The following is a 26,391-nucleotide window of genomic DNA, read 5'->3' as shown; positions in this document are numbered from 1 at the left end:
ATTGTTGCGACTGCCGAAGTCCCGCGTCAAACATCGCACCTGGTGACGGGTTGACGTGCAGGAGTGAGCGAGGTAACAATTAGACCTGTCAGACAGCCTGATAGCCCGATAGCTGGGCGGGTCTACTACTTGTCCGTCAGCGCTGCGATCCCGAAATACACCCACCGCGCAGAGTGATGCTTGCGCGAAGAGACACGAGGAATTGATCAAGTGCTCGAAACGCGAACAGAACACGATCTGCTCGGCGATCGCGAAGTTCCAGCCGATTCGTACTGGGGAATCCACACCTTGCGCGCGATGGAGAACTTCCCGATCACTGGTCGAACAATTGCCACGAACCCGCATCTGATCCGCGGCATCGCTTACGTCAAATGGGCCGCAGCCAGCGCAAACGAGAAGCTGGGCATCCTCGATGGCCCGCGAGCCGAGGCCATCTCACAGGCATGCAAGGAAATCGTGGACGGCCGGTGGCACGAACAGTTCGTAGTGGACGTCATCCAGGGTGGTGCCGGAACGTCGACGAACATGAATGCCAACGAGGTAATCGCCAATCGCGCATTGGAAATCCTCGGCCACCGGCGCGGCGACTACGAACGACTTCACCCCAATGAGCACGTGAACCTGAGCCAATCGACCAACGACGTCTACCCCACGGCCGTCAACATCTCGACGATCTTCGCGATCGAGGACCTGCTGGATGCACTTCGTGTACTCCAGAATGCGTTCACGACCAAATCTCTCGAGTTCGCCGACACAGTGAAGATGGGACGCACCCAACTGCAGGACGCCGTGCCGATGACTCTGGGTCAGGAGTTCGGCACCTACGCGGTCATGATCGAGGAGGATCGAGCGCGCCTGGCTGAGGCTGCTCTTCTCGTTCACGAGATCAACCTCGGCGCCACTGCTATCGGCACCGGTCTCAACGCACCTGCCGGCTACGCCGAGGTGGCCTGTTCCGACCTGGGCGCACTAACCGGGCTGCCGCTGGTGTTGGCAACGGATCTGGTCGAAGCGACCCAAGACGTGGGCCAGTTCGTCCACCTCTCCGGCGTACTCAAGCGGGTCGCTGTGAAGTTGTCCAAGGTGTGCAACGATCTTCGGCTGCTCTCTTCTGGTCCGCGAGCCGGATTGAACGAGATCAATCTGCCTCCGGTGCAGGCAGGTTCGTCGATCATGCCGGGCAAGGTCAATCCGGTAATTCCCGAGGTCCTCAATCAGGTCGCGTACGAAGTCATCGGCAATGACGTGACGATTACGATGGCTGCGGAATCCGGGCAACTCCAACTCAACGCTTTCGAGCCGATCATCGTGCACTCACTGTCCGAAGGAATGCGACACCTCGGTGCGGCTTGCCGCATTCTGGCGGACCGGTGCGTACTCGGTATCACGGCCAACACCGAACTGTTGCGCGCGCGAGTCGAAGACTCCATCGGCCTCGTCACTGCGCTCAATCCCTACATCGGATATACCGCGTCCACACGGATTGCCCAGGAGGCGTTGATTTCCGGGCGTCGCGTCGCCGATCTCGTGATCGAAGCGGGCCTGCTCGACCGCGAGGAACTCGATCGGTTGCTAAGCCCCGAACATCTCGCCAATCTCCGCGTTGCGGGCGAGAAGCCTCATGCTACCGCCGTTGTGGAGGAGGTTTGATGACCGTCGAACGGGAAGAGACACCCCACGCCGAGGTTGCCGCCGAAGAGGATCTCGGATATCAGAAGGCACTCGGCCCCAGACAGATTCAGATGATCGCGATCGGTGGTGCGATCGGAACAGGCCTTTTCATGGGTGCGGGAGGGCGACTCCAACAGGCGGGCCCGGCCTTGGTTCTCGTTTACGCGCTGTGCGGGTTCTTCGCGTTCCTGATCCTGAGGGCACTCGGCGAACTGGTGATGCACCGACCGACTTCGGGATCCTTCGTTTCCTACGCACGCGAATTCTTCGGCGAGAAGATGGCTTTCGCTGCGGGTTGGCTGTACTGGATGAACTGGGCAATGACTGCCGTGGTCGATGTCACGGCTGTGGCGTTGTACATGAACTTCTTCAAGAAGTACTGGGCGCCGCTGGGGCACATCGATCAGTGGATGTTCGCTCTGATCGCGGTGGTGTTGGTTCTCGGACTGAATCTGGTGTCCGTGAAAGTCTTCGGAGAGCTGGAGTTCTGGTTCGCGTTGATCAAGGTCGTTGCGTTGACCGCATTCCTCGGGTTCGGTGTCTATTTCGTACTCTTCGGCACGCCCATCGAAGGGCATTCCTCCGGATTCAGCCTGATCACCGACAATGGCGGGCTGTTCCCCAACGGAATACTGCCGGCAGTCGTGGTGATTCAAGGCGTCGTGTTCGCTTACGCTTCAATTGAACTCGTGGGAACCACGGCCGGAGAGACCGAAAATCCCCGGAAGGTGATACCCAAGGCAATCAACACAGTGATCATTCGGATCCTCGTCTTCTACGTGGGATCGGTACTACTGCTCTCGCTGTTGCTCCCGTACACGGAGTACCACGCCGGTGAAAGTCCATTCGTCACATTCTTCGGTTCGATCAACATCCAAGGCGCGGATGCGATCATGAATCTGGTCGTTCTCACGGCAGCCTTGTCTTCCCTCAACGCCGGATTGTATTCGACCGGACGAATACTCCATTCGATGGCGATGGCAGGCTCGGCGCCTGCCTTCGCTGCCAAAATGAACAAAGCCGGAGTGCCGTACGGGGGAATCGCACTCACCGGCGTGGTCATCCTGTTCGGCGTCGGGCTCAATGCTGTTGTCCCAGCGCAAGCCTTCGAAATAGTCCTCAATCTTGCAGCCCTCGGCATCATCAGTGCGTGGGCAGTCATAGTGTTGTGCCAGTTGAAGCTCTGGCAACTTGCGAAACAAGGCAAAGTCACCCGCCCTCCCTTCCGCATATTCGGCGCACCGTACACCGGGATCGCGACACTGGTTTTTCTTGCGGTCGTTATCGTATTGATGGCATTCGACAACCCTGTTGGAACATGGACCGTCGGCTCCATCGCGATCATCGCACCGCTGTTGATGATTGGTTGGTACGGCGCCAGGAATCGCATTCGCGAGTTGGCCATCCATCGACCCGCAGCTTGACGTGAAAGGACCTCAGTGTCGAAAGTCGCAGTCGTCACCACTGGTGGCACCATCGCCAGCACCCGAGATGCGCACGGAATCAGTCGGCCCGCAATCACCGGTGCAGATCTGCTCGGCAATGAGCAGACCGACATCGATCTTCGAGTCGTGGACGTGATGTCGAAGGACAGTTCGAGCATGACCTTCGCGGACATGGATCGTGTTCGCGACGCCGTAGCCGACGAATTGAAGGATCCTGGACTCGACGCGGTGGTCGTGCTTCACGGCACCGACACGATGGAGGAAACTGCGTTCTTGTTGGACCTGCATCACGACGACCGACGTCCGGTGGTCTTCACCGGGGCGCAGCGCACTTTCGACCATCCCGAGTCCGACGCTCGTTCGAATCTGGCCGCGGCGATCGCGGCCGGACTCGACATCTCGTCGCAGGGACGTGGTGTCCTCATCGCCTTCGGCGGTTCGGTCCACCCGGCAGCAGGTACGCGAAAGGCCGACACGACGGCACTTGATGCCTTCCACTCCTTGCGCATCGATCCGGCCCTGCTGCGCACTCCCGAACCATTGCCGTGGCATCCGATTTCGAACACCCGCGTCGACATCATCGCCGTGTATCCCGGGGCAGACCGCGTACAGATCGACGCTTGCGTGAGCGCCGGGGCAAATGGACTCGTTCTCGACGGACTCGGTTCGGGAAATGCCAATCCGACGATCGTCGAGGCCGTCCGAGACTGCGTAGGCGCTCACATTCCGGTGGTCGTGACAACTCGTGTGCCCTCGGGGCCAATCTCCCCGGTTTACGGAGGTGGTGGCGGCGGCCACGACTTGATCGCCGCAGGCGCTGTATTTTCCACCGATCTTCGGGCCGGGCAAGCACGTGTACTTCTGGCGGCCTTGTTGTCAGATCCGGATCTCGTGGGCCTGGAAAAGGCATTCGACCGATATTCGAGGTTTGCTCGCACCCCGCCGTTCAGGCGGTAGCACTGGCGACGCCGTTCGTAGTTCGAATGCACCCCTCGCTAAATCAGGGACTTTGGTCCGAATCTTTTGATTCGGACGCTTAACAAGTGTCCGAATTGGGTAGTTTCACATCATCTAACTCGTTACGTATGTCGATCCAGCGGTCACGTCCAGTGCAGCCAGTCGAACAGGAGTCGGATGAGCAGCCCATTTCGTGATGCCGCTGCAGTGACGCTCGACGCGTCTCACCGCGTCGGGCACACTCACGCGTCGGACGCGCCTGTCAGCGGGCGCTTTCACCCACCCTCTGCAATCAAGGGACTGGTTCCACGTCCCCGGTTGCACCAGAAACTCACCGCGTCCACCACTACCGAGGGCTCGGGGCCCGGGTCCGTCGGGCTGCTTTCTGCACCGGCCGGAGCGGGAAAGACCCTGCTGCTGGCGAATTGGGCTCGTGAGTATTCGCGGGCGTCCCCTGACGTGGACCTCGCCTGGCTGACGTTGGCCGAGCGCGACAACAACGTGTCGGTGCTGTGCGAATCCCTCGCCGAGGCCATCTCGACGCCTCTCGACCCGGCCGGTCGCGCGCCCACCGGGCAAGGGTTCCCGGCACAGGCGGGATCGAGACGACCCGTCGAACAGTGGCTCGCGCACTTCGCGGAAACCGTCGAAGCTCACGATCGCCGAACGACGCTGATCCTCGACGACGTTCACACACTCCACGATCCGATGTCGATCGGTCTTCTCGACCAGATACTCACGCACACCCCGGACAATCTGTCGATCATCGTCGCTGCTCGATACGAACCTCCGCTCACCTGGCATCGTCTCGCGCTCGATGGCCGACTCACTCGCTTCGCATCCACCGATCTCGCCTTCGACCGCACCGAGATCACTGCGATGTTCGGCGAATACGACATCGCCCTCGGCGACGACGAGCTCGCAATCGTCGAGAACTTCACCAAGGGGTGGGGCGCTGTTGTTCGCCTGACCGCAGCGTTCCTGGCAGGCCGGAGCGACATCGGTAATGCATTGAACGAGTTCACCCATACGCCCCGCCCGATCGCCGACTTCCTCGTCGACGAGGTCCTGACATCCTTGCCCGAGCATGTCACGACATTCATGTTGCGGACATCCGTCGTCGATTCGTTCTCTGCTCAACTCGCAGAAACGTTGACCGATTCGAATGCGCGGTCCGAGATCGACGCTCTGATTCAATACAACTTCCCCGTGACGCGGACCGACTCCGCTGACCACACCACGTGGTTCAGCTACCACCCCCTTCTCCTCGAACACCTCCGCGCAGAGTTCCGCCGGGTCGATCGCGAGGAGAGAAATCGCGCGCACCTTCGAGCAGCAACCTGGTTCGAGAGTCATCACTTCGAACTCGAGGCGCTCGAACTCGAGGTGTCGATCGGCGACCCGTGCCGCATCCTCGCTTTTCTCGAGCGCTGCGGACTGGGCCTCGTACTCGACGGGCACAGCGGAGACGTCGTCCGAGTGCTCGAATCCGCACCGACGCAGGTCTCCGAATCTCCGATCACCCGCCTGGTCCTGGCTGCGGCCGCCCTCCATTCCGGTGACATGACCTCTGCGACAACGTGCCTCGATCTCCTCGAGGCAACTCATCCGCCTATTGCGGACGAGCCACTGTTCCTGGCCATGAGTCTGGAAATATCCTGTGCTTCAACAACTTCCGACAACAATCCATTGGTTTCGCGCCTGGTGCGGCGTCAGAACAGCACTCACTCGGACGTCGAGGCCTACGCTCACCTCGAGGTAGCGACGGCCCTCTTACTCAAACGCGAGTTCGACAGGGCAACTGTCGAATACACCCAGGCGGTCGCGCTCGGAACACTACGTGGCAGGTCGCGATTCGTACTGAAGGCACTGACCGGGCTAGGATTTGTCGCCTCACTCAGCGGGGACATCGAGGCGATGAGGGCACACTCCACCTACGCCATCGACTACGCGGTCGAACACCGAATCACAACGACGGCGGAGTACGAGTTGTCCGCGTCCGTGGTGGCCTTCGCTGCATATCTCTGCGCCACCAGCGAACTTCCGTACCGCATACCGACTATCGGAAACTACCGGAGCACAGATGTTCTCGGCGCCAGCGTCCCGGCATTCGGGTGGCACACCGTCGTCACGTTCGGGCTCCACAGTCTCGGCGACGCGGCCGATCGACGGTCGACCGCTGCCGACGTCCGCGATGCGATGCTCAGCGCGATCGCACTGCGCACCTTCTCATTGGCGACTCTTGCCCTACTCCCACCGGTCGTGAACGCATGCCTGTCGGTCGGCGAAGTGGAATGGGCGGGCCGACTCGTGCGCGATGCGGCTGATCAGTTCGGCGAGACTTCCGAGATACACCTGGCGCGAGCTGCCGTGGCTTTCTCGTCCAACAAGTTCGCAGAAGCACTCGTCGAGGTTTCCGAAGCCCTCGGATCCACCGAAGAGCCTGTGCTCGCCCACACCGTCTACGCCTGGACACTCGAGGCTGGGATCCACGCTGCCACCGGTCACGAGCGCAAGTCGTTTCGTTCGCTGCACAAAGCCCTGCGAGCCGCAGAAACCGGTGGGCTGTTGCGACCTTTCCTCGACTACGGCGCGTCACTGCGTCCGATCTTCGACGAGTTCAGTGGGCACTTCGGCGATCAGGAAGCTTTTGCCGAACAGGTACGCAACCGCATTCGTCCACAAGAGCTGGTGAGTGCACCGATCCTCACACCGGGCGAATACACCGTGCTGCGCGAACTGGCCTCGGGAGACACCACCGAGTCGATCGCCGACACGCTGTTCCTGTCCGTCAACACCATCAAGACGCATCTACGCGGGATCTATCGGAAGTTGGAAGTAAGTAACCGACGCGACGCACTCAAGGCTGCGCGTCGCGGCGGACTCATCTGAGCAAGACTGCTTCCATGCCCCCGAAGTTGTACTCCGATACGCGCGATCGAATGACCGTCTGGGCGAGACGCACGCCGAGCCGACGGTTGGCTACCGACGCGACGATCGACGTCTTCGAAGTCGGACTCGTCGACAGCGCCATGACTTTGGCAGCCCAGGCGTTCACGTCCTTGCTGCCGGTGATGATCGCAGCGTCCACCCTGGAAAAGCTGAAGCCCTTGGCCGATGTCGCCAGAGACGACCTCGGGGTGCAGCTTCCCGACGCCGTGATGACCGACACCTCCACTGCGGCCGCGTTCGGCATTGTCGGCCTGCTCATGCTGTTGATCAGTTCCACGTCCTACGCTCGCGCCCTTGGCCGGATGTACGGACGAATCTGGAGTGTGCCGACAGCGACACTTCGCCAGGCATGGCGGTGGATCGCGGTCGTGTTCGTCGTCGCCGCGTCAGTGGTCGGTGCTGCGCTGTGCCGCGAACTGAATGCCGTTCCGAGAGTGGGCAGTCTCTTGGAATTTGTTGCGGTCTACGCAGTGTGGGCACTGGTCTGGACTGCCGTGCCCATGCTGTTGACCGCCAATCGCATGACCACTCGTATGTGTGTCGGGTCCGGCTTGCTCACTGCGACGGGTCTGACCGGACTGCACGTGGCCGGCACTCTTTTCCTGCCGCGGATGACCAAGACGTCTCAGGACGAGTTCGGCCTTCTCGGCGTGATGTTCACCGTGATCGGGTGGCTGTTCATCTTCTCTGCCATCGTGGTGGTCGCGTCGTCGATCGTCGGATCGGTCGCAAAAGATGCGGGGCCACTGGGAATCTGGCTGCGGACCTCACGCTGAAGTGTTGTCCCGGCCCTCGAGTGCCTGCGAGACGGTCGGATAGACGTCGACCTTCAGCGCACCCTCGTCGGCCCCGGACAAGACATCGCGGAACTGACCGATGTCGCGGGCCACCCGGAAGCTCACATTCTTGCGAGCCAACGAATCTCGAAGCTGAGCCAACATCTGGGCCGCGCTGACGTCGATGAACGGTGAAGTCTCGGCGTCGAGAATGACCGTCGTGGTCCCGGTAGTCACCATGCCGGTGATCTGATCACGCACGTGATCGGCATTCGCGAAGAAGAGTCCGGATTCGACCCTGACCACCACGACGCCGTCGAGTGTCCTCAGATCAGGATGGCTGCTGGTGTCGACCCAGCGCGTGCCGTCCTTGGCCAGAGCGGCCACGTGCGGTTTGGAGACTCGATACAGGAGCAGCAGCATCGAGACGACAATTCCGATGATCAGACCGGGCAAGGTATCGAACAGGAGAACTCCGAACATCGCCGCGACAGCGGCGGCGAAATCGGCCCGAGCGGCGTGCCCGTAGATGCTGCCCAATCGCTTCGTCCAGACCCGGTACAGCGCTGCGAGAGAAGAGAAATCCACTAGTTCGATCACTGCGGCGATCACCACCGCCGATAGTGTCGCTTCCGGTAGTTTCTCGAACAACCCAGTCAGGAACAGCAGTGTCAGCAGCGTCAATGCGGCGACCACCAAACCGCTGACCTGTGATTTGGCACCCGCTCCCCCGTTGACAGCCGTCTTCGAGAGGCTGCCGTTGACCACCATTCCCGAGCAGATGCCCGATCCGAGATTGGCGGCCCCCAGTCCTACCAGTTCCCGATTGGCGTCGATCGTGTATCCGGCCTTCGCCGCGTATGTCTTTGCAGCGCCGAGACCTTCGGCGAAACCGATGAGTAGAACACCGACGGCCGGCCCCACTAGGTCGAGGTAGTCCTCGGCTCCTACTCCACTCGGCAGGCCCATAGTCGGCAAGCCCGAATCGATGTGTCCGACGATGTCGATGCCACGGTCGTCGAGTCCGAACAGCGCCACTGCGGTAATCCCCAGTAACACAACCAGAAGCGAACCTGGCACGAGCGGGAGCCATCGCTTGACTCCCAGAACCATTGCCAAGCTGAGCAATCCGATGACCACCGTCGGACCGTCGACCTCGCCAAGTTCCTTGATCACCGTCCACGCCTGGACGAAGAAGTTCCCCTCGCCCTTGTCCACGCCCAGGAGTTTGGGTACTTGACCGATGATGATCGTGAGCGCCAAACCGACTATGAATCCCTTGAGAACCGGCTCGGAGATGAAGGATGCGATGAATCCGAGGCGCATGAATCCTGCGAGCAATCCGACGAGTCCGGTCACGATCGCGAGCCCGACCGACAACGCGACAAATCTGGTGTCGTCTCCCGACGCCAGTGGCGCGATCATCGCCGCGGACAACGCGGCAGTGGCCGACATCGGTCCGACGATCAGATGCCGCGAACTACCAGCTGCTGCATACAGAATCAGTGACGGAACTGCAGCATAGAGCCCGACCACCGGCGGAACTCCGGCGATGGTGGCGTACGCGAGCGCTTCCGGGACAAGGACAGCCCACACCGTGAGGCCCGCGATGATGTCTGGGCGAAGCCAGCCTCGCTGATAGTCGGACAGTGATCCGAAGACCCACCACGTCCGTGTGTGCGGAGCACTCATAGCCCTTGCACCCCTTTACTGATCTGCATCGCCGCGATCAGGACGAGGAGCCCGACGTTCAGCAAGTGCGTGTTGGTGGCTATCCAGGTGCGGATCTTCTGCAGCGGTTCGGTGGCCTCCTCCTTCTTGATCAGGAGAAGGGCGACAGGCACGGCGACCGAGGTCACGGACACCAGAGAAAAGATCACGGCCGAGACGATCTGCGACGTCGGCGCCACGGTGCTGAGGCGAAAGTTCATGGCAGCGGCAATCGCACAGGACATGTCGATGGGATTGAGAACGAACAGCGCGAACCCGAGCACACCCGATCGCATCGGCTGGAAGTGTTCTACCGACTGGAGCATTTTCGGCAGTTGAGGGGCCGCCGCGACAACATCTCCCGGAGCCACTGCAGCCGCCATCGCCTGCACTCCGCGCCGACTACGCGTGTAGACGAACCAGGCACCCGCGAGCAACGTCACGCCGAGAACGAGGTGGAGGATGGGCACCCACAGCGGTGGGTGTGTTCTCTGATGAACTTGGAGTGCGGTCAAGATGATGTACGACCCGGCCAGGGCGACAACTATTCCGAGATACCACCCGATCAGATACGCGATGCTGTTGAGACGCGCTCGTTCGGAAAAGAGCACGGCGACAACGGCGACAACCGCCAGCGGGCTCATGATGATACCGAGTGCCAGCGGGATCTGTTGCAGTAGCAGCGATCCCATAACTACCTCCCGTTGTCAGAGACCGCCGATGCCCTTACCGATGAGAACAACACCGATAACCAGGATCAACACACTCATCACAGTGGCATTGTTGTCCTGCAACCACACCTTCAGCTTGGCCAGCGGACCGCGCAGTCGCTCCGCGGCAACGAGGTAACCGATCACGGGCACGCACACTGTCGAGGCAGCGATGATGGTGAAAACCAGAACCGCGACGACTACTTCGCCGGAGCCCAATGACGCAGAGCCGATCGAGATTCCAGCCGCGATACACATCATCAGATTCTTCGGATTGATCGCTGCCAGCGCGAAGCCCAAGCCGAGGCCCTTGGCAGCGGTCATGTCGTCGATAGCTTGCATCCACTTCGGGGTTTCATGCTCGCCACCGCGCCCACGCCATTGCTTCACTCCGAACGCAAGCAGCAACACACCCAACGCCAGCTTGATCCACGACACCGTCGCAGAGGGATCGCCTTCGGAGTCGCCGAGCTTGCTGGACAGGAGCACGAAGATCACAGTGGCGACAACTATTCCGAGTATCCAGCCCAGGGCGAATCCGACGCTGGTGCTACCGGCTCGCTTGGACAACAACATCAAGATCGCCGCGATGATCGGGATGGGCGATACCGCAACACCGACCGCTAAGGGTAGAAGATCCCCGATGACAGATCCCATGCCGACCTCTTCTCTCTCCCGGTCGACACTAGGGGTGACGTTCCTTCGCAGCCTCACACAAAAGGGATGAACGGAGCCGCGATGACATTCACCCGTTGGGGATGACGCCTCGGGAGCGTGTGGGAGCAAGACTGGATCTCACGGATACGGAGTCCTGGATCGAGCGGCGACGCCGATTGCCCCTGACGACACGTGATTTCGAGGCTCGACGCGGTACTGACCGAACCTCATGGCCCTACGAAATGGAGCGGACACTGATGAATGCTCCCACTCGGTATCAATTCCTCATCGACGGCGAAGTGTCGGACCGCGTCAAAGCGGCGTTTCCCGAACTCAGCGTTGCCAGTGCAGCCGGCGGATTCACCAGTTTGTACGGGCCCGTCGCGGATCACACTGCTATGCGAAGCATCATGGCCCGCCTCGACTCCCTCGGCTTGACCGTAGCCGAACTACGAAGGCTCCCAGACTGATCCGAGCCGACTGATCCGAGCCGGCCCTCCGTCGGATCGTCCCCCGCGCACGAGCGATGGTCCCGACCGAGTCGATTCGGTCGGGACCAACTGCTCTCGAGTTGTTCGGCGCCTAGACTCTGTCTGTGTCCCAGGTCGCGACGGCCCAGATCACAACGACGTCGAGCGCGATGACCAGGATCGACCACAGCGGGTAGTACGGCATCCACAAGAAGTTGGCGATGATCGAGAGCGACGCAATGACTATCGCCGCCGCCCTGGCCCACACTGCACCGGTGAAGAGGCCGAGAGCCACCACGATTCCGATGATGCCCAAGATGATGTGGATCCAGCCCCACGTCGTGATGTCGAACTTGTACGTGTAGTTGATACCCACGACAAACAGATTGTTGTCGGCGACCGCCGCAATGCCCTGAAGCAGAGCGACAATGCCTGCGGTGAGCAGCAGAATTGCTGCTGCAAACGTCGTACCTACCGCGAAACCCTGCCGGACAGGGTGATTCGCGGGTTCCCGCGGTGGAGCAGTCATCAGCGTTCCTTTCGACAGAATGCACTTCCCATACTCAGTCTCGAGGGGCTGGGAAGCGAAAACATCACCCGTCGCGGATGAACCGCAGGTCACCGACCCGTACCCGCTTGTCGGCGTCGCAAACCTAACCGAGCACCCCTTTCACCGAGTGAGCACCCTCTCCGACGCGCTGCAGACGGTGTTCACTCAACTGAACCTGTGCTCACTCAGCAGCAGTCGCACTCGTCACCGCTCTCGGGCACCGTCACAACCGGGCAGCACGGATCACCCTTCCACGCGTTGATGCCTTCCTTCACGGCGATGACGGCGATCACCAGTGCCGCAATCGGGTCCGCCCACGACCAGCCGAGCACCGAGTTGAGCAGCAAACCGACCAGCAAGACCGCAGAAAGGTAGGTGCAGAGCAGCGTCTGCTTCGAATCCGCGACCGCCGAAAGCGACCCCAACTCCCTACCTGCTCGGCGTTGCGCATAGGACAGAGCCGGCATGATCGCCAAACTCACTGCAGCCAATACTATTCCGACGCTCGTGTGCTGCGCTTCACCCAGACCGAACAGCGACCGAATCGCGTCGAACGAGACGTACGCAGCGAGCCCGAAGAACGAGAATGCGATCACTCGCAGTGCCGTCTTCTCACGGCTCGTCGGATCCGGAGCCGAGAACTGCCAGGCAACCGCTGCCGCCGAGGACACTTCGATCACCGAATCGAGGCCGAAACCGAACAGTGCTGCGGACGACACCCGCGTGCCCTCCGCCAGCGCAATGATCGCTTCGACGACGTTGTAGCTGATCGTGATCGCCACGAAGATGCGAATTCGTCTCGACAAGAGCGCACGCCGGGCAGTCGAGAGGCCGCCACCGTCAACGGGCGCAACCATCAGCAGCATCCTTCTGATTCACTGTCCGGGCAGTACGACGGATCCACCGCGAGTACGACCCCGAGCAGGTCGTCGAGGGCCTGACCGATATGTGCGTCGGCGAGTTCGTATCTGGTCCGGCGCCCTTCCGGGACGGCCACTACCAAGCCACAACCGCGCAGACAAGCCAGATGATTGGACAGCTTCTGCCTGGTCACAGCCAGTGTTTCAGCGAGGTCGGACGGATACCGAGGGCCGGTTTTCAGTTCGAGCAGTATCCGTGTCCGAGTCTCGTCGGACAAGGCATGCCCGAACCTCGCAAGCACCGCCACGTTGGTCACCACATCTACGCCCTCGACATCCATACGTAGAACAGTACATCGAAATCTGTATTCAGAAAACAGTGAACTCAGATGGTTCAAGATCCCTCCATCGGGTAACGCAAGCGTGAAGCCACCCGACCGGATAAGCGAACACCGGGAGTCCACATCCGATGAACCGTACAAAAGTCGACGATCACGTAGCGATGGCCGAACTACCGACAACCGGAAGCATCTTCCAGGTCTCCTGGCCGGTGCGTACGGGCGACATCCACACCGACAAGCAACTGCGCCTCGACGCGATCGCGCGCTACCTCCAAGACGCGGGCTTCGACAATCTCGTCGACCGCGGCGCCATGGATACACACCCGCTGTGGATGGTGCGAAGGACGGTGATCGACGTACTCGAACCCGTCGTCTGGCCGGATCGAGTTCATCTGCAGCGCTGGTGTTCCGGACTCTCCAGCAAGTGGTGTTCGATGCGGGTTCGGATCAGGTCCGACAGCGGTGGATTGATCGAGACCGAGGCATTCTGGATCAACATCGACCCGAAAACCGGAATGCCGGCAACCATCAGTGAAAAGTTCACCGCTGCCCTGGCATCGACGGCCGTGGACGAGCATCTTCACTGGCGTCGGTGGATCGACCCCGACACCGACGATTACGCGGATTCTCCATTCCCGTTGCGCTCGAGCGATTTCGACCCTTTCGATCACGTGAACAACGCGATCTACTGGCAACCCGTGGAAGATGCACTGCCTGAAAAATTACGAAGCGAACCCTTTCGCGCGATCCTCGAGTACACCCAGCCCGTCAAGAGAGGTGAGCAGGTGAGCGTGCGAACCGGCACGAACACGCTGCACATCGACGCCGGCGGCGAGGCACGTGCATCCGCTCGATGGTTTGCCCTGACCTCGAACCACAGCGATCAGGGGTGAAGTTTTCCGAACCCCACGACGGCGGAGTCGGATTGCCAGTGAAGATCATGGACCCGCACCTTGCCGAACTCGTTGCCGCCGACCGTGATCGCCGAGTCACCGTCCACTGCCACAACGATGTTGGTGTGCTGACCTACCCATCTCGAACTGTCGTAGATCACCACATCACCCACGCTCGGGGTGTACCCGCTGCCGTTCTCGGCGTAAGCGCCGATCCCCTGGTAGTACTCCTGCAGGGTGTACACCCCCGGGATACGCCAGCTTCCGGAGTTCGGGTTCGACAACGGTCTACCCGCTTCCCTCATGATCCAGCTGACAAAATCGGCGCACCATTCTTCGTCGATACCGTCGGAATAGAAAGTGCCCGGACGGTCCCGCTCGTGCTCGGATTGCAGCAGTTCGAGCACTCGAGCCTGGTCCGCAGTCACCGAACTGGCATCGACCGTCGGGAACTCGGCAGTGTCCCAGGGCAGATACCGCGAAGGCGCGACCGCGACGACAACCGCCCCGACCACGATCACGACGCCGAGCACCCCGGCAATCCAGAGCAAGATACGGCGGCGACGGTTGGGTTCGGCAGGACTCACCCTTACGAGTGTGCCAGCCTGCCGAGAATCGAAACGCTAACCACCCCGATGACCTGGCGCTTCTCATCAAACTCACATGAATGTGCCACCAAACTATTGCTATGGCACCAAAGTGGTGCCATAGTGATGCCATGGACTTGACACCGTACGTAGACAACCTTCGCCACGAACTCGCGGTGGCGGCCGAAGCAGGCGGAGAAGACGCAAAGGCCCTCGCCGATCGTTTGACCGCACCGCTGGAATCAGCAGTGCGACTCACCCTTCTCGACGCATTGTCTGCGGCAGCCGCCGAGATCACGCGTGACCTCGCCCCAGGCTCGGTGGACCTGCGCCTACGGGGACGCGAACCCGAATTCGTGGTGGCACCAGCCATCAGCGAACCGGCTCCGGCCCCCGCCGAAGAGGAACCGACTCCGGCTCCGCGCCCCGTCACGGAGTCCGACGACGCCTCGATGACTCGAATCAACCTGAGGCTGGGGCAAGACCTCAAAGACCGGATCGAGGCGGCGGCCAAGGAAGCCGGGATCTCCGTGAACGCGTGGCTGGTTCGCTCGGCTGCAACTGCGCTGGAAGGCGGCATGAGCAGAAGCACTCCGAGACAGCGCACGTCCCAAGGCTCCGAAAGCTTCAGCGGCTGGGTGCACTGACACCGGCTTCACCTTTCGCACGACCCTCTATCACCAACCGAGACAACCTCATCGGGAGTATCACCATGCCTACATTCAGCACACCTGACCCCATCATCTTGAACTTCGACGTGGCAGTCGGACACATCCGGATCGCTGCGAGCAGCCGCAACGACACTGTCGTGGAAGTGTTGCCCAGCAACTCGTCTCGCGAGGTAGACGTTCGAGTCGCCGAACAAACGCGCGTCGAATTCGCAGGTGGCCGGCTACAGATCAAGACTCCGAAACAGCGCGGTCTCGGCATTTTCGGGAAGACAGGATCTGTCGACATTGCCGTTCAGCTTCCCTCCGGCTCGGAACTCGAAGGCACTGCAGCAGTTGCCAGCCTGCGCGCCGAAGGCACTCTCGGACGCTCACGCGTGAAGGTCTCGGCCGGAGATTGCACACTGGACACGACCGGACCGCTCAACGTCAGCACCGGGGCCGGAGCGATCACCGTCGAGCGTGTGGCCGGCGACATCGACACGAGCACCGGGTCCGGAAGCATCCGCATCGGCCGCATCGACGGCAACGCGGAGGTCAAGAATTCCAACGGCGACATCAACATCGGCACGATCACCGGCGCACTGAAGGCGAAGACCGCCAACGGAAGCGTCGCCGTCGAGCACGCCGAATCCGACGCGAGCGCCGCAACCGCCAACGGCGACATCCGTTTCGAGACCATCGAGAGTGGAGTCGTATCCGCCAAGACGGCCGCCGGGCGAATCCATATCGGCGTTCGATCCGGAACCGCCGCACGATTCGACGCGCATACGTCCTTCGGCCGTGTCGACAACCAGATGAATGCCACGCACGGTCCGGCTTCCACCGAACGCCGGGTAGACGTCCGGGCGCAAACCAGCTACGGCGACATCGTCATTCGACGTTCGGAGCCCCGAGAAGAATCCAACAAGAAGATCTAGCGAAAGGAACGCTGATGTCCCGTAAACCAGCCATCACCGCGACGGGTCTGAAGAAGGCCTACGACGACAAGACGGTACTGGACGGAATCGACATCTCCGTCGACCGCGGAACCGTCTTTGCACTGCTGGGCCCCAACGGCGCCGGCAAGACCACCATCGTGGAAATCCTCTCGACCCTCGTTCCCGCAGACGGCGGCGACATCCGCATCGCCGGGTACAACCCTTCCGACGATCCTGATGCGGTGCGTTCGCGCATCGGTGTCACCGGACAGTTCTCGGCGGTAGACGACTACCTGTCCGGCGAGGAAAACCTTCTCCTCATGGCCGATCTTCACCACCTCGGCAAGGACGAACGCCGCACTCGCACTGACGAACTCCTGGAGAAGTTCGATCTGCAGGGCTCCGCGGACAAACTCGCGTCGACGTACTCGGGCGGAATGCGCCGACGGCTCGACCTGGCAATGACGTTGATCGGACGACCGGAGATCATCTTCCTGGACGAGCCCACCACCGGCCTCGATCCCCGGAGTCGACGCACCATGTGGCAGATCATCCGGGAGTTGGTCAAGGGCGGTGTCACCATCTTCCTCACGACGCAGTACCTCGAGGAAGCCGATCAACTGGCCGACCACATCGCCGTCCTCGATCAGGGACGGATAGTCGCCCAAGGTACGGCAGCGGAACTCAAACGACGCATCCCCGGCGGCCACATTCGTCTTCACTTCATCGATCGAGACCAACTCGACTCTGCTGCTGCTGTTTTCGACGAGTCTACCCGTGACGATGCCGCGTATGTCCTGCAGGTTCCCAGCGACGGCGGTGTCCGCTCGCTGCGCTCTCTTCTCGACCAACTCGACGCTCACTCGATCGACGTCAAGGAACTCTCCGTGCACACACCGGACCTGGACGACGTGTTCCTGACTCTGACCGCCACCGAAAGGACCGACGCGCGATGACCACCATGACGCTTGCCTATCAGGACTCGAAAACCATGCTGCGTCGCAGCATTCGACACATCCTTCGATATCCGTCGATGACGGTGATGCTTGTCGGGATGCCAGTCGTCTTCCTACTGCTGTTCGTCTACGTGCTCGGCGGAACGCTCGGGAACGGCCTCGGCCCAGGCGGTGGCGGCCGAGCCGAGTATGTCAATTACGTTGCACCGGCGATTATTCTGATGACTGTGGCATCAGCGGCACAAGGTACTGCCATCTCCGTCGCAACCGATATGACCGCGGGGGTCATTGCACGATTCCGCACGATGGCGATCACGCGCACGTCCGTCCTGACCGGTCACGTTCTCGGAAGTCTCCTTCAGACGATCGTGAGCCTCGTTGTAGTCATCGCTGTGGCGATAGCCGTCGGCTTCCGGCCTACTGCAGGCTTCGTGGAGTGGGTCGCCGCGTTTGCTCTACTCATCCTGGTCTCCATCGCGATGATCTGGTTGTCCGTTGCCTTCGGCCTCGTCAGCAAGAGCGTCGAGACGGCCAGTAATCTTCCAATGGTGTTGATCCTCTTACCTTTCCTGGGAAGCGGATTTGTCCCCACCGATTCGATGCCGACCGTGTTGCGATGGTTTGCCGAGTATCAGCCGTTCACTCCGATCATCGAGACTCTTCGAGGACTTCTTCTCGGCGAAGCGATCGGGAACAACGCCATACTCGCGATCGGATGGTGCGTCGCAATCACCTTCCTCTCCTACCTCTGGGCGCGGAGTTTGTTCAATCGACGCCCGGTGCGCTGACCTCGAAACACACGATCTTCGAGAACAGGTACGGTGTCGCTGTCGTCGAGTTCCGAGGCGATGGCGACGTCGTGTGGAAACCCCATGACGATCAACTCGCGCCCTGAGGCACAGTCCCGCAGGCGGTCCTCGTACGAATCCGACACCGCTGTCCAGGCATCCGCCGCCATCTGTGCCTCGGGCGACAGGGAACCTTCCCAACCAGCCGCGGTCAACGCCGTGACAACCCCGCCGGCGCCCCACAGATCCTCCACTGCCGGGCGCAACTCTCCACCGGGCCACTTCTCCCCGGATGCGACTATCGCAACCCGCGATCCCGGACCATGTTCGTGCACAATCCAATCAGCGACGGCGGAAGCGTTCCTCAATGAAGCGCCGACACACACCGCAACCTGGGACGCCAACGCAAACGCGATGGTCGACCCGTTCGGCGACGGCAGTACCAGCCGACTCGGCACCTCGGACTCGCGAATCGTCCTGGGAGACAGACTGATCTGCCCCTCCCTGGCCACACTTCGTCGTACTGCAAGAACCGCATCGGCATCACGCGCGTAATCGACCGCACTCTCGTCGTTCCAGGAATAGGGAAGTACGTCGATTCCCGCGTCGGCGGCGACGCTCAGCGTCGTCGTGAACGAGAGAACGTCTACCACCACTGCCACATCGACGCCGACAGCAATTGCTTCGGCGCCGCGCAGGCCCCAGTCGAATCGAAGTCCGTACTCGAGTTGGCGATGCTCCGGATTCATCGCGCCAGCATCTCAGAAACGAATCAGGTTGTCCGGCACGCACAAATCCTCGTGCTCGTACAGCGCTCGCACGGCAACTGGATCGTCGCCGGCGCACACCTCGGCTATATCGTCGAGCAGTAGGTCGTAGTCGGCGCCGGTCTTTCCGTCGTAGGCGTCAGTCATACGACCCCACTCGTCCCACGGCAGGGTTTCGACCTTGTTCATCGCGGCAAGATCCTTCACTGCGTTGCCTCGGATCTCGGCCGGCCCCCAGTTCTGGGTGCCGTACACCCCGAACTGGGACGCGTCGATCTCGCCGCGTCGATACGCCAGCCACGCCTCACCACCACTGAGGAATTCTCCCGGCTGCAGGTTATGGGCGTGAGGAAGGACGTTCTGTCCGAGGATCTCCGAGTCGATGCGGATCCACCGCTTGCCGGCGTCGTCCCAGTACTCGGTGATCCAGTGGTCCACGCCCTGTTCCGGTTGAAAGTAGGTGGCAAAACCACAGCGGACGCGAGCGGCAATTCCGCGGTGGCGCAGAAACGCACAACTCAAAACAGCAAAGTGCCGACAGGTTCCGACGAGCCGCTTGTCGGGTTCTCGGGCGGAGGTCACCGGTGCCGGATCGAGCGCAAGCAGGCGTTGGAGCAGAACGCTTGCCGGCCGGATCCGGTTTTCGTCGAATCGGTCGGCAGGCAGATTCAGCGACCGCGCATCGGTGGGTTGGACCACCAGGTATGGCACTACCCGGCATATTTGCACGGGGTCGGTGGGGAGCGACTCGAGGGCGAGCGGGTCCACTCCGTCGATGCGGGTGAACGGTCCTGCTGATGTGTAGTCGAGAACCGCCGTCATGGGCGGAGACTAACAAACACTGCCGACACTGCCGCTCCACTATGGTTAGGGTCCCATAACCATGAAACCCGAGGTTGCTGTGAACCCAATGTTGAGCCGCCGTGCCATGCTGTCCGTCACCTTCGCCACAGCAGCAGGTTCTGCCCTTGCTGCCTGCGGCGACAGCGCGAAGGACGAATCCACTCCCGGCACCGAAGGTGCTCACGCCGAGGCCAACGCCTTCCCGGTGACGATCGACCACAAGTTCGGCTCCACCACCATCGGGCAGGCGCCCAGCCGCATCGCAGCGGTCGGCATCGGCGACGCAGACGTTCTGCTTTCCCTCGGGCTCACGCCCGTCCTGGTCCCGGTGTGGAAGGGATCGACCGACGACGGAATCGGAGTCTGGGCCGACTCGGCAGTCCAGGGCGCCGAGCCGACACCACTGGCCAACGCCACCACCGATTTCGACATCGAAACGATCGTGGCAGCAGCGCCTGACCTGATCATCGCCGTCAACAACGCGATCGACGAGGATCTGTACAAGCAGCTCAGCGCCATCGCGCCGACTGTGCTTCACGCCGCCGATCAGACGGATTGGGTGCTGCCCTGGCAGGAAGTCACGACCCGCATCGGTACGGCTGTGGGCGTTCCCGCGCAGGCAAAGCAGGAGGTCCAGGAAGTCGAAGACCTCATCGTTCGCACCCGCGCGGAGAACCCCCAGTTCGAAGGCAAGACAGCAGCTCTCGTCATTCGCTGGAGCGACGGAAATCTGCGGGCGTTCAGCCCTGAGGCAGCGCGCGCTCAGTTGCTCACGCAATTGGGATTCACGGCTCCTGCCGCACTGAAGGATCGGTTCGCGGGCAAGCTGAACTACGAGATCTCCGCCGAAAACTACGACCTCCTTGAGTGCGACTACCTGCTCTTCGACAACTACGAAAAGGCTCGCCCCGAGATGGAGACGCAGCCGGCGTTCACCAATCTGAACGTGGTCAAGACCGGCGGCCTGATCAGCTTGGACCCCATCGTCAGTGACGCGGTGTCCATGCCGAACCCGCTCACCATTCCGTTTGTGCTGGAAGATTTTGTAGCAAAGATCAATCAGACGATCGCGGGTCGATAACCTTCGTTCGACCGGACCACACCCACAACACCACAGCCGACACGGCCACGCAGACCGAAACGATCACCCATGGTGACGCCGGCGCTGCGTGGCCGTTGTCGACTAGGTCGTACACGAATCCGACTCCCACGGTTCCCAGGAGCGCGAGCAGACCGCCGATCGTGTTGAGCATGCCGAAGTGCGCTCCGAGGTTGCTTTCACGACCGAGGATGGCAATGGTGTCTCGCATCGGCGGCACCATCAACATCTGTCCCAGGTGCAGCAGCCCGATCCACACCGCCAGACCGACTATCTGCGTCGACGCCGAAACTGCGGAGTCGACGCCGGTGACCAGCGGAACCAGGAACGACACCGAAATGAGCACAAGCCCGAAGGTGATCGCGCGTCGATGCCCGATGCGGTGGGCAACCGCGACCGTCGGTCCCTGCCCGACGATCACCAACACCGCTGCGCCCACGTAGAACCATCCCAGCGCCGACTGCGAACCGATACCGCGCTCGAGCTGTTCCGGCAGCATCAGGTACAGCTGGCTGTACGCAACCAGCTGAAAACTGCAGAGCGTCGCGAAGAGCAGAAAGTTGTTGTTGGTCAGCACGCTTCGCCAGACGTCGCGCAGCGTATAGGTCGACACCGGGCCGTCGTGGGCATCGCCCGGCCGCGGGAACCAGATGAAGAACCCGACCCACATGATCGCGAACAGCAACGCCGCGCTCGACGCCGTCCACGAGAACGGAAACATCAACAGAGCAGCACCCAATGCCGGACCGATCACGGTTCCCAGACGACTGCACATCTGTTCCACTGCAAACAGATCCGTACGACGCATGACTCCTGAGGTTTCGAGTTCGCGTCCGTATTCGGCGTTGGCCGACTCCACTGCGGGTGCGAACAGAGCCGCGGCGAACCCGACCAGAAGCACACCGACGATCACCGCCGCCATACTCTCGGCCAATCCGAGCATCAGGAAACCGACCACGCGAACTGCGATGCCCAGCAGAATGATCGGACGCTTGCCGAACCTGTCGGCGAGGCTTCCACCGATGAAGAACATGCCCTGCTGACTGAACATCCGGAGTCCGAGGACCAGGCCGACAATCCAGGCCGCGAATCCGAGGTCCTCCGAAAGGTGCACCGCGAGAAAGGGGACAACCAGATAGAACCCGATGTTGAACAGCACCATCGAAAGAAGGAGCAACTTCACCACCGGCGGCAGGACACGAACCTTCGCGAAGGTCTTGTTACCGGGGAAACGCTCACTGAGTACCACGACCAGAAGACTATTGCCCGCGCGGTGTTCTGTGGAAATCTGCCATTTTGCAATTGGTTAACTGTCCGTTTAGGTAGCGATGGTAATCATCTTCCGGGGGTTCGAGCACACGACAACGAGAGCCGGGATTTGATGAATGGATTGACGCGCCGTCAGATGGTCAAGGCGATGGCGGTAGCCGCAGGGACAGTCACCGCAAGCGCATTTACCTTGGGTGCCAATACCTCCGTCGCGGGGGCGAACCCCGCGCAGGAGATCAAAGTGCTCTCCCTCAATACCTGGCACGGCGGAACCAAGATCAACGGTGGCCTGCAGCTGATCGCCGACATGATCATCTCGACCCAGGCGTCGATAGTTCTCCTGTCGGAAGCCGGCACTGCGACAACTGTATTGGCCGACATGCTGACCAAATCAGGAACCACCTTCTACGGAGCAGCGTCCTCCGACGTGGGGATTCTCTCCAAGTTTCCGATCGAGGAAACAGCCAACCTGAACTCGATGATCAAGGCAGTCGTGACGGTCGACGGCAAACAAATCGCTGCTTACTCGGCACATCTGGCCTACACGTCCTACGCAACCTATCTACCGCGCGGATACGGCGCGGGTGTTCCCACGCCTGGAGAGTTCTCCGAGTTCGGCTGGAACAAGATGCCGTCCGGTCCGGTCACGGACCCCGAGACGGTTCAGCGTGTGAACGTCAATTCGGGACGACCCCTGGCAATTTCGACGTTCATCGACGATGCGGCCGCAGAACGGGCGAGGGGCAGGTCCGTCATCCTCGGCGGCGATTTCAACGAACCGTCGGCCCTGGACTGGACCGACGGCACGCGAAATCTGCTCGACCACAACGGTGTCGTCATTCCGTGGGAATCCACCCGTCTGCTCGACGAAGCCGGATTTGTCGATGCATACCGCAGCAAGTACCCGAACCCGGCTACACACCCGGGCTTCACCTGGCCGTCCGACAATCCCGACGTCGACACCTCACAGCTCACCTGGGCACCCGAGGCAGACGAACGCGATCGGATCGACTACATCTTCGCCGACCGCGCTTCCGAGCTGAAGTTGGGATCTGTAGGAATCATCGGACCCCGAAAGACGATCGTGCACAACAAAAGAGTGGAGGAGAACTCCCAGGACAACTTCATCGCTTCACCGACGCCGTGGCCGACCGATCACAAGGCCGTTCTTGCGACGTATCGTTTTGCCAGCTTCGGCGGCGGATCATCTACCGGTTCGTGGAGCGGTTCCTGACAGGGCATCTCGTAGCCAGTCGATCATCATCGGCGTCAACTCGGGCAGCTTGGTCACTGCGCAGTGCCCCGCATCCGGGATGACGTGTACCTGCGTGTTCGGGCGCTCTTCGAAGAGTGTTGTGTCCGAGAGCGGGATGTGAACGTCGTCGGCCCCGTTGACCACAAGCATCGGGGTCCGGCCGTCGTCGGCGGTCATCAAGACACTGCGATCGAACGCACGGAGACCCTGTACCAGCGCCTCTTTGGTTGCCGGGGCATCGAAACCCAGTGCGTTTCCGACGATGTCGCCCATGCCGTAGACCAGGCGCTCGGCATTCACGGTCTCGAACGCACCCTTGACCGGGGCGCCGATGTTGATCACCGCATCGACGGCGCCGGTCAACCCCGAGCGCACGGCGAAGTTGCCGCCGAAGGAGACTCCCAGGTGCGCCACCTGCCCGTTGCCGAGAGCGCGAGCCGTCGATACGAGCCCGTCGATCACCTCGTCACCGAAAGCATCGAGAGGAACGGGTGATTCACCAGTTCCCGGCTGATCGAAAGCAACAACCGTCACCCCGGCGTTCGTCGCGAACGCACTGGCCAACGGATGCATGTCCATCTTCCAGCCGTCGACGCCGCCGCTGAGCAACAGGACGGGTGCGTCTTCGTACCGTCCGTCCGCCGAGAGGATGTGTACCGGTAGCTCGATCTCGCCGTTTCGGTAGGGCAGGGAGAGGATTCGACGCTCGAACTCGAGCCCGAATCCTGTTGCTGCCTTGACGTATTCGTCCACCTGATTGCGCAGAGCCCGTCGACGGGATTCGTTGGCCAGCACCGGGAACTTGGCGATTCCGTAGATCATCGCTGCCAGGGAATGATTGCCGGCCGCGGAGTACTTCGCCGCCAGCGCCGACCACTCGTACGACCAACCACCGGGCGCGTCGGCCCAGGTCGAGTTGATGGACGCGCGCAGTTCCTCGAGATCCGAGACGGGGAGCCCGAAGCTCAGAAACTGTCCTGTGCGCTCTTCGAAGAGGCCTCGGTGATCGACAGGAAATTCGTATGACATGGGAAACACCCCTCAATTCATCTCTAACGCAACGATCAGTTGCATTAGCTCAGTGAACCATGTGTCTCCAGCTAACACAACACCTTGTTGCGATAAGGTTGACCCATGACCTCGACACCACAACGGCCCGGAGGGCGTAGCGCCAGGGTGCGCGAGGCCGTCCTGGCGGCCACCGCGGCCGAACTGTCCGAACGCGGATTTGCAGCGATGACCATCGAGGACATAGCCGCCCGTTCCGGAGTCCACAAGACCACGATCTACCGGCGATGGAGCACGCTGTCCCAACTGGTGGCCGACGCGGCCGTCGAGGTATCGGCAACTACCGTCCCCATCCCGGATACCGGTTCCATCGAATCCGACCTGCGCGAGATGGCCAGATCGATAGTCGCACTGGTGACAAGCGAGTCGGGCGGCGCGTTGGTGGCTGCACTGTTCTCGGACGCGGTTCGTACGCCAGAAGTGGCGAGACTCAAGCGCGAGTTCTATTCCGCACGTTACGAACTGGCCGACATAGTGGTCCGCCGAGCAGTCGAACGCGGGGAAATCTCCGAGAAGGTCTCAGCTGCTGATCTTCTGGCGGCCGTCGCCGCGCCCATCTACTATCGCCTGTTGGTCGCCGATCTACCTGTCGACCAGTCGGTTGCCGATCGCGCTGCTGCCGGCGCGCTCGCTGCGGCGCACGCCGGAGCACTCGATCAGACCGAATGAGCCAGTGAATTCAGCGCTTCCACGATTGCCTCGTTGAATCCACCCCCGCCATGCCCGGCGTCGTCGAGCACCACCAACTCACTGCCCGGCCAGCGCTGGTGGATCGCCCAGGCAGTGTCGAGTGGTCCGGAAATGTCATACCGGCCGTGCACGAGAATCGCGGGAATCTCGGCGAGACGGTCCATTCCGTCCAGGATCTGATTCGGCGCGAGGAAGCAATCGTTGGCCCAGTAGTGCGTGACCAGCCTGGTCATCACCCGACGGAAGTCCGGATTCTGGTATCGAATACTCGGAGTCCACCCCGGCATCAGCGACACATGTACGTCTTCCCAGCGGCACCACTGCACCGCAGCATTTTCCCGCACAACAGGATCCGGATCGGCGAGCAGTCGCGCGTATGCCGCGGGGACGTTCCCGTCACGCTCTTCCACCGGCAGCGGCGCGACGAACTCTTCCCATTCACGCGGAAATATCCTGCCCATGGCACGGGTGATCCATTCGATTTCCACTCTCGTCCCGCCGGTGATCGCGCCCAAAGCCATCGCGATCACCCGCTCGGGAAACGCTTGGGCGTACACCAGACCCAAACTGACGCCCCAAGAAAGGCCGGAAACGATCCATCGTTCGATACCGAGATGTTCACGAAGACGCTCGATGTCGTCGAGGATGTGCGCCGTCGTGTTCACGGTGAGATCGACGTCCGGGCTACTCGCGAGAGGAAGGCTGCGCCCACAGCCTCGTTGATCGAACAGAACTGCGCGAAAGGTTTCGGGATCGAAAAAACGCCTGGCGCCGACAGTGCATCCCGCACCGGGACCGCCGTGGAGATAGAGAACCGGGACACCGGCCGGGTTACCGACGGTCTCCCAGTAGAGGCTCTGACCATCGGGCACTTCCAACAGTCCCGACTCGTACGGTTCGACGGGCGGGTACAGGACAGCGCTCATGGGCGGTAATTCTTCCATCAACCGACGTGTCCGGTAAGCAGCACGCGTCCGGGCTATGGCCTAGCGTGGACAGGACACCTCTGCGACGGGAGTACACCAGATGCGTGATGGGTTCAGGTTGCCGGGGTACGGCGGCGCCGCGGTATTCCTTCGCAGTCATGCGGCACCCGCCGCTGTCTTCGAATCCGACGTACCCACACTCGTTTTCGACGTAGGCCTGCTCAGCCCCGATCGGTTCAATCAGTATCTCAGCAGACACACCGACGAAGGATTTGTCGAACGGCTGGCGGCGTTCTTCTTTCACGCGGCCGCAGACTTTCATCCCGAGAAATCGCTTCCGGCGTTCACCGACGAACGACTCGGGCTGATGATCTCGGTCTGTTCCAGCACCGATCGAGAGGTGGAACTCGACTTCTCACTCGCCGAGGATCCCGAATCGGAGGACACCGAACGCGACGAGATGACCTTCGAGACAAGCCGAGTCGTCCTCGCGACCTCGGCTCAAACGGTTTCTCGACTCACCGGTGGAGTAACCACCCACTTCGACGGAGAGTGGTGACGAC

27 protein-coding genes are annotated in these 26,391 nt (G+C 61.3%); 15 read left to right on the top strand and 12 right to left on the bottom strand.

What is annotated here, in order from left to right; translation table 11 throughout:
• Window positions 1-210 precede the first annotated feature (210 nt).
• From H351_RS05060 to H351_RS05040, 5 genes are all read left to right on the top strand, one after another.
• Window positions 211-1,650 (top strand): aspartate ammonia-lyase, encoded by a 1,440-nt coding sequence (locus H351_RS05060; protein ID WP_020971190.1) that lies wholly within the window; start codon window positions 211-213, stop codon window positions 1,648-1,650.
• The gene (locus tag H351_RS05055; RefSeq protein WP_029256561.1) at window positions 1,650-3,095 is read left to right on the top strand and encodes an amino acid permease; all 1,446 of its coding nucleotides are present in this window, start codon (window positions 1,650-1,652) and stop codon (window positions 3,093-3,095) included. The genes H351_RS05060 and H351_RS05055 overlap by 1 nt, the downstream gene beginning before the upstream one ends.
• Before the next feature lie 15 nt (window positions 3,096-3,110).
• Window positions 3,111-4,073, top strand: a complete 963-nt coding sequence (locus H351_RS05050) for an asparaginase (RefSeq protein WP_029256562.1) — start codon at window positions 3,111-3,113, stop codon at window positions 4,071-4,073.
• Window positions 4,074-4,250: 177 nt separating this feature from the next.
• Window positions 4,251-6,965, top strand: coding sequence for a winged helix-turn-helix domain-containing protein (locus tag H351_RS05045; protein ID WP_029256563.1), 2,715 nt, complete (start codon window positions 4,251-4,253; stop codon window positions 6,963-6,965).
• Between the two features lie 14 nt (window positions 6,966-6,979).
• The gene (locus H351_RS05040) at window positions 6,980-7,801 is read left to right on the top strand and encodes a hypothetical protein (RefSeq protein WP_020909552.1); all 822 of its coding nucleotides are present in this window, start codon (window positions 6,980-6,982) and stop codon (window positions 7,799-7,801) included.
• On the opposite strand, the gene H351_RS05035 is transcribed toward H351_RS05040, so the two are convergent.
• The 3 genes from H351_RS05035 to H351_RS05025 are packed head-to-tail and all read right to left on the bottom strand — an operon-like array spanning window position 7,793 to window position 10,878.
• Complete coding sequence (locus tag H351_RS05035) at window positions 7,793-9,493, bottom strand: SulP family inorganic anion transporter (RefSeq protein WP_019745850.1); 1,701 nt, start codon at window positions 9,491-9,493, stop codon at window positions 7,793-7,795. The genes H351_RS05040 and H351_RS05035 overlap by 9 nt on opposite strands.
• Window positions 9,490-10,203: a GAP family protein gene (locus tag H351_RS05030; protein ID WP_019745851.1), complete on the bottom strand. Its 714-nt coding sequence runs from the start codon at window positions 10,201-10,203 to the stop codon at window positions 9,490-9,492. The genes H351_RS05035 and H351_RS05030 overlap by 4 nt, the downstream gene beginning before the upstream one ends.
• Window positions 10,204-10,218: 15 nt before the next feature.
• On the bottom strand, window positions 10,219-10,878 hold the full coding sequence (locus tag H351_RS05025; RefSeq protein ID WP_019745852.1) for a GAP family protein: 660 nt from the start codon (window positions 10,876-10,878) through the stop codon (window positions 10,219-10,221).
• Window positions 10,879-11,135: 257 nt separating this feature from the next.
• On the opposite strand from H351_RS05025, the gene H351_RS05020 reads away from it, so the two are divergent.
• The gene (locus H351_RS05020; RefSeq protein ID WP_078377385.1) at window positions 11,136-11,348 is read left to right on the top strand and encodes a hypothetical protein; all 213 of its coding nucleotides are present in this window, start codon (window positions 11,136-11,138) and stop codon (window positions 11,346-11,348) included.
• 112 nt (window positions 11,349-11,460) lie between these two features.
• Here the strand turns inward: H351_RS05020 and H351_RS05015 are convergent, their stop codons facing one another.
• The 3 genes from H351_RS05015 to H351_RS05005 all read right to left on the bottom strand — a co-directional run bounded on the left by H351_RS05015 (window position 11,461) and on the right by H351_RS05005 (window position 13,099).
• Window positions 11,461-11,877: a DUF7144 family membrane protein gene (locus H351_RS05015; RefSeq protein ID WP_020909554.1), complete on the bottom strand. Its 417-nt coding sequence runs from the start codon at window positions 11,875-11,877 to the stop codon at window positions 11,461-11,463.
• A 206-nt stretch (window positions 11,878-12,083) separates the two neighbouring features.
• Window positions 12,084-12,764 (bottom strand): cation efflux transmembrane domain-containing protein, encoded by a 681-nt coding sequence (locus tag H351_RS05010; protein WP_021333365.1) that lies wholly within the window; start codon window positions 12,762-12,764, stop codon window positions 12,084-12,086.
• Window positions 12,755-13,099 carry an ArsR/SmtB family transcription factor gene (locus H351_RS05005; protein ID WP_029256564.1) on the bottom strand — a complete coding sequence of 115 codons (345 nt, stop codon included), beginning with the start codon at window positions 13,097-13,099 and terminating at the stop codon, window positions 12,755-12,757. The genes H351_RS05010 and H351_RS05005 overlap by 10 nt, the downstream gene beginning before the upstream one ends.
• A gap of 128 nt (window positions 13,100-13,227) precedes the next feature.
• On the opposite strand from H351_RS05005, the gene H351_RS05000 reads away from it, so the two are divergent.
• Complete coding sequence (locus H351_RS05000; RefSeq protein ID WP_029256565.1) at window positions 13,228-13,992, top strand: acyl-[acyl-carrier-protein] thioesterase; 765 nt, start codon at window positions 13,228-13,230, stop codon at window positions 13,990-13,992.
• On the opposite strand, the gene H351_RS04995 is transcribed toward H351_RS05000, so the two are convergent.
• Complete coding sequence (locus H351_RS04995) at window positions 13,983-14,579, bottom strand: CHAP domain-containing protein (protein WP_021345932.1); 597 nt, start codon at window positions 14,577-14,579, stop codon at window positions 13,983-13,985. The two genes, H351_RS05000 and H351_RS04995, sit on opposite strands and share 10 nt — an antisense overlap.
• Before the next feature lie 131 nt (window positions 14,580-14,710).
• Between H351_RS04995 and H351_RS04990 the strand changes: the two genes are divergently transcribed.
• From H351_RS04990 to H351_RS04975, 4 genes are all read left to right on the top strand, one after another.
• Window positions 14,711-15,226, top strand: a complete 516-nt coding sequence (locus H351_RS04990) for a toxin-antitoxin system HicB family antitoxin (protein ID WP_029256566.1) — start codon at window positions 14,711-14,713, stop codon at window positions 15,224-15,226.
• Between the two features lie 65 nt (window positions 15,227-15,291).
• Window positions 15,292-16,167 (top strand): DUF4097 family beta strand repeat-containing protein, encoded by an 876-nt coding sequence (locus H351_RS04985; RefSeq protein WP_029256567.1) that lies wholly within the window; start codon window positions 15,292-15,294, stop codon window positions 16,165-16,167.
• A 14-nt stretch (window positions 16,168-16,181) separates the two neighbouring features.
• Window positions 16,182-17,123: a daunorubicin resistance protein DrrA family ABC transporter ATP-binding protein gene (locus tag H351_RS04980; RefSeq protein WP_021333361.1), complete on the top strand. Its 942-nt coding sequence runs from the start codon at window positions 16,182-16,184 to the stop codon at window positions 17,121-17,123.
• The gene (locus H351_RS04975) at window positions 17,120-17,911 is read left to right on the top strand and encodes an ABC transporter permease (protein ID WP_029256568.1); all 792 of its coding nucleotides are present in this window, start codon (window positions 17,120-17,122) and stop codon (window positions 17,909-17,911) included. The genes H351_RS04980 and H351_RS04975 overlap by 4 nt, the downstream gene beginning before the upstream one ends.
• Here the strand turns inward: H351_RS04975 and H351_RS04970 are convergent.
• Both H351_RS04970 and H351_RS04965 read right to left on the bottom strand, forming a co-directional pair.
• Complete coding sequence (locus tag H351_RS04970; RefSeq protein WP_020909562.1) at window positions 17,866-18,660, bottom strand: 2-phosphosulfolactate phosphatase; 795 nt, start codon at window positions 18,658-18,660, stop codon at window positions 17,866-17,868. The genes H351_RS04975 and H351_RS04970 overlap by 46 nt on opposite strands.
• A gap of 12 nt (window positions 18,661-18,672) precedes the next feature.
• Window positions 18,673-19,500: a transglutaminase domain-containing protein gene (locus H351_RS04965; RefSeq protein WP_029256569.1), complete on the bottom strand. Its 828-nt coding sequence runs from the start codon at window positions 19,498-19,500 to the stop codon at window positions 18,673-18,675.
• 88 nt (window positions 19,501-19,588) lie between these two features.
• On the opposite strand from H351_RS04965, the gene H351_RS04960 reads away from it, so the two are divergent.
• Entirely contained in the window at window positions 19,589-20,602 is a 1,014-nt protein-coding gene (locus tag H351_RS04960) for an ABC transporter substrate-binding protein (RefSeq protein WP_244891442.1), read from the top strand.
• On the opposite strand, the gene H351_RS04955 is transcribed toward H351_RS04960, so the two are convergent.
• Entirely contained in the window at window positions 20,577-21,869 is a 1,293-nt protein-coding gene (locus tag H351_RS04955) for an MFS transporter (protein WP_020971204.1), read from the bottom strand. The two genes, H351_RS04960 and H351_RS04955, sit on opposite strands and share 26 nt — an antisense overlap.
• Window positions 21,870-22,001: 132 nt before the next feature.
• On the opposite strand from H351_RS04955, the gene H351_RS04950 reads away from it, so the two are divergent.
• Entirely contained in the window at window positions 22,002-23,123 is a 1,122-nt protein-coding gene (locus H351_RS04950) for an endonuclease/exonuclease/phosphatase family protein (RefSeq protein WP_029256571.1), read from the top strand.
• On the opposite strand, the gene H351_RS04945 is transcribed toward H351_RS04950, so the two are convergent.
• Window positions 23,094-24,173 (bottom strand): alpha/beta fold hydrolase, encoded by a 1,080-nt coding sequence (locus tag H351_RS04945; RefSeq protein WP_029256572.1) that lies wholly within the window; start codon window positions 24,171-24,173, stop codon window positions 23,094-23,096. The two genes, H351_RS04950 and H351_RS04945, sit on opposite strands and share 30 nt — an antisense overlap.
• Window positions 24,174-24,278: 105 nt before the next feature.
• On the opposite strand from H351_RS04945, the gene H351_RS04940 reads away from it, so the two are divergent.
• Window positions 24,279-24,881, top strand: a complete 603-nt coding sequence (locus H351_RS04940; protein ID WP_020971207.1) for a TetR/AcrR family transcriptional regulator — start codon at window positions 24,279-24,281, stop codon at window positions 24,879-24,881.
• On the opposite strand, the gene pip is transcribed toward H351_RS04940, so the two are convergent.
• The gene (gene pip, locus H351_RS04935; protein ID WP_029256573.1) at window positions 24,869-25,828 is read right to left on the bottom strand and encodes a prolyl aminopeptidase; all 960 of its coding nucleotides are present in this window, start codon (window positions 25,826-25,828) and stop codon (window positions 24,869-24,871) included. The two genes, H351_RS04940 and pip, sit on opposite strands and share 13 nt — an antisense overlap.
• A gap of 100 nt (window positions 25,829-25,928) precedes the next feature.
• Here pip and H351_RS04930 point away from each other — a divergent pair, with 100 nt between their 5' ends.
• Complete coding sequence (locus H351_RS04930; RefSeq protein WP_029256574.1) at window positions 25,929-26,387, top strand: hypothetical protein; 459 nt, start codon at window positions 25,929-25,931, stop codon at window positions 26,385-26,387.
• Window positions 26,388-26,391 lie beyond the last annotated feature (4 nt).

The sequence above is a fragment of the Rhodococcus erythropolis R138 genome (assembly GCF_000696675.2).
Classification (GTDB): domain Bacteria; phylum Actinomycetota; class Actinomycetes; order Mycobacteriales; family Mycobacteriaceae; genus Rhodococcus_F; species Rhodococcus_F erythropolis.
Note: the sequence above shows the minus strand (reverse complement) of the source record. Positions and strands in the feature narration are given on the sequence as shown.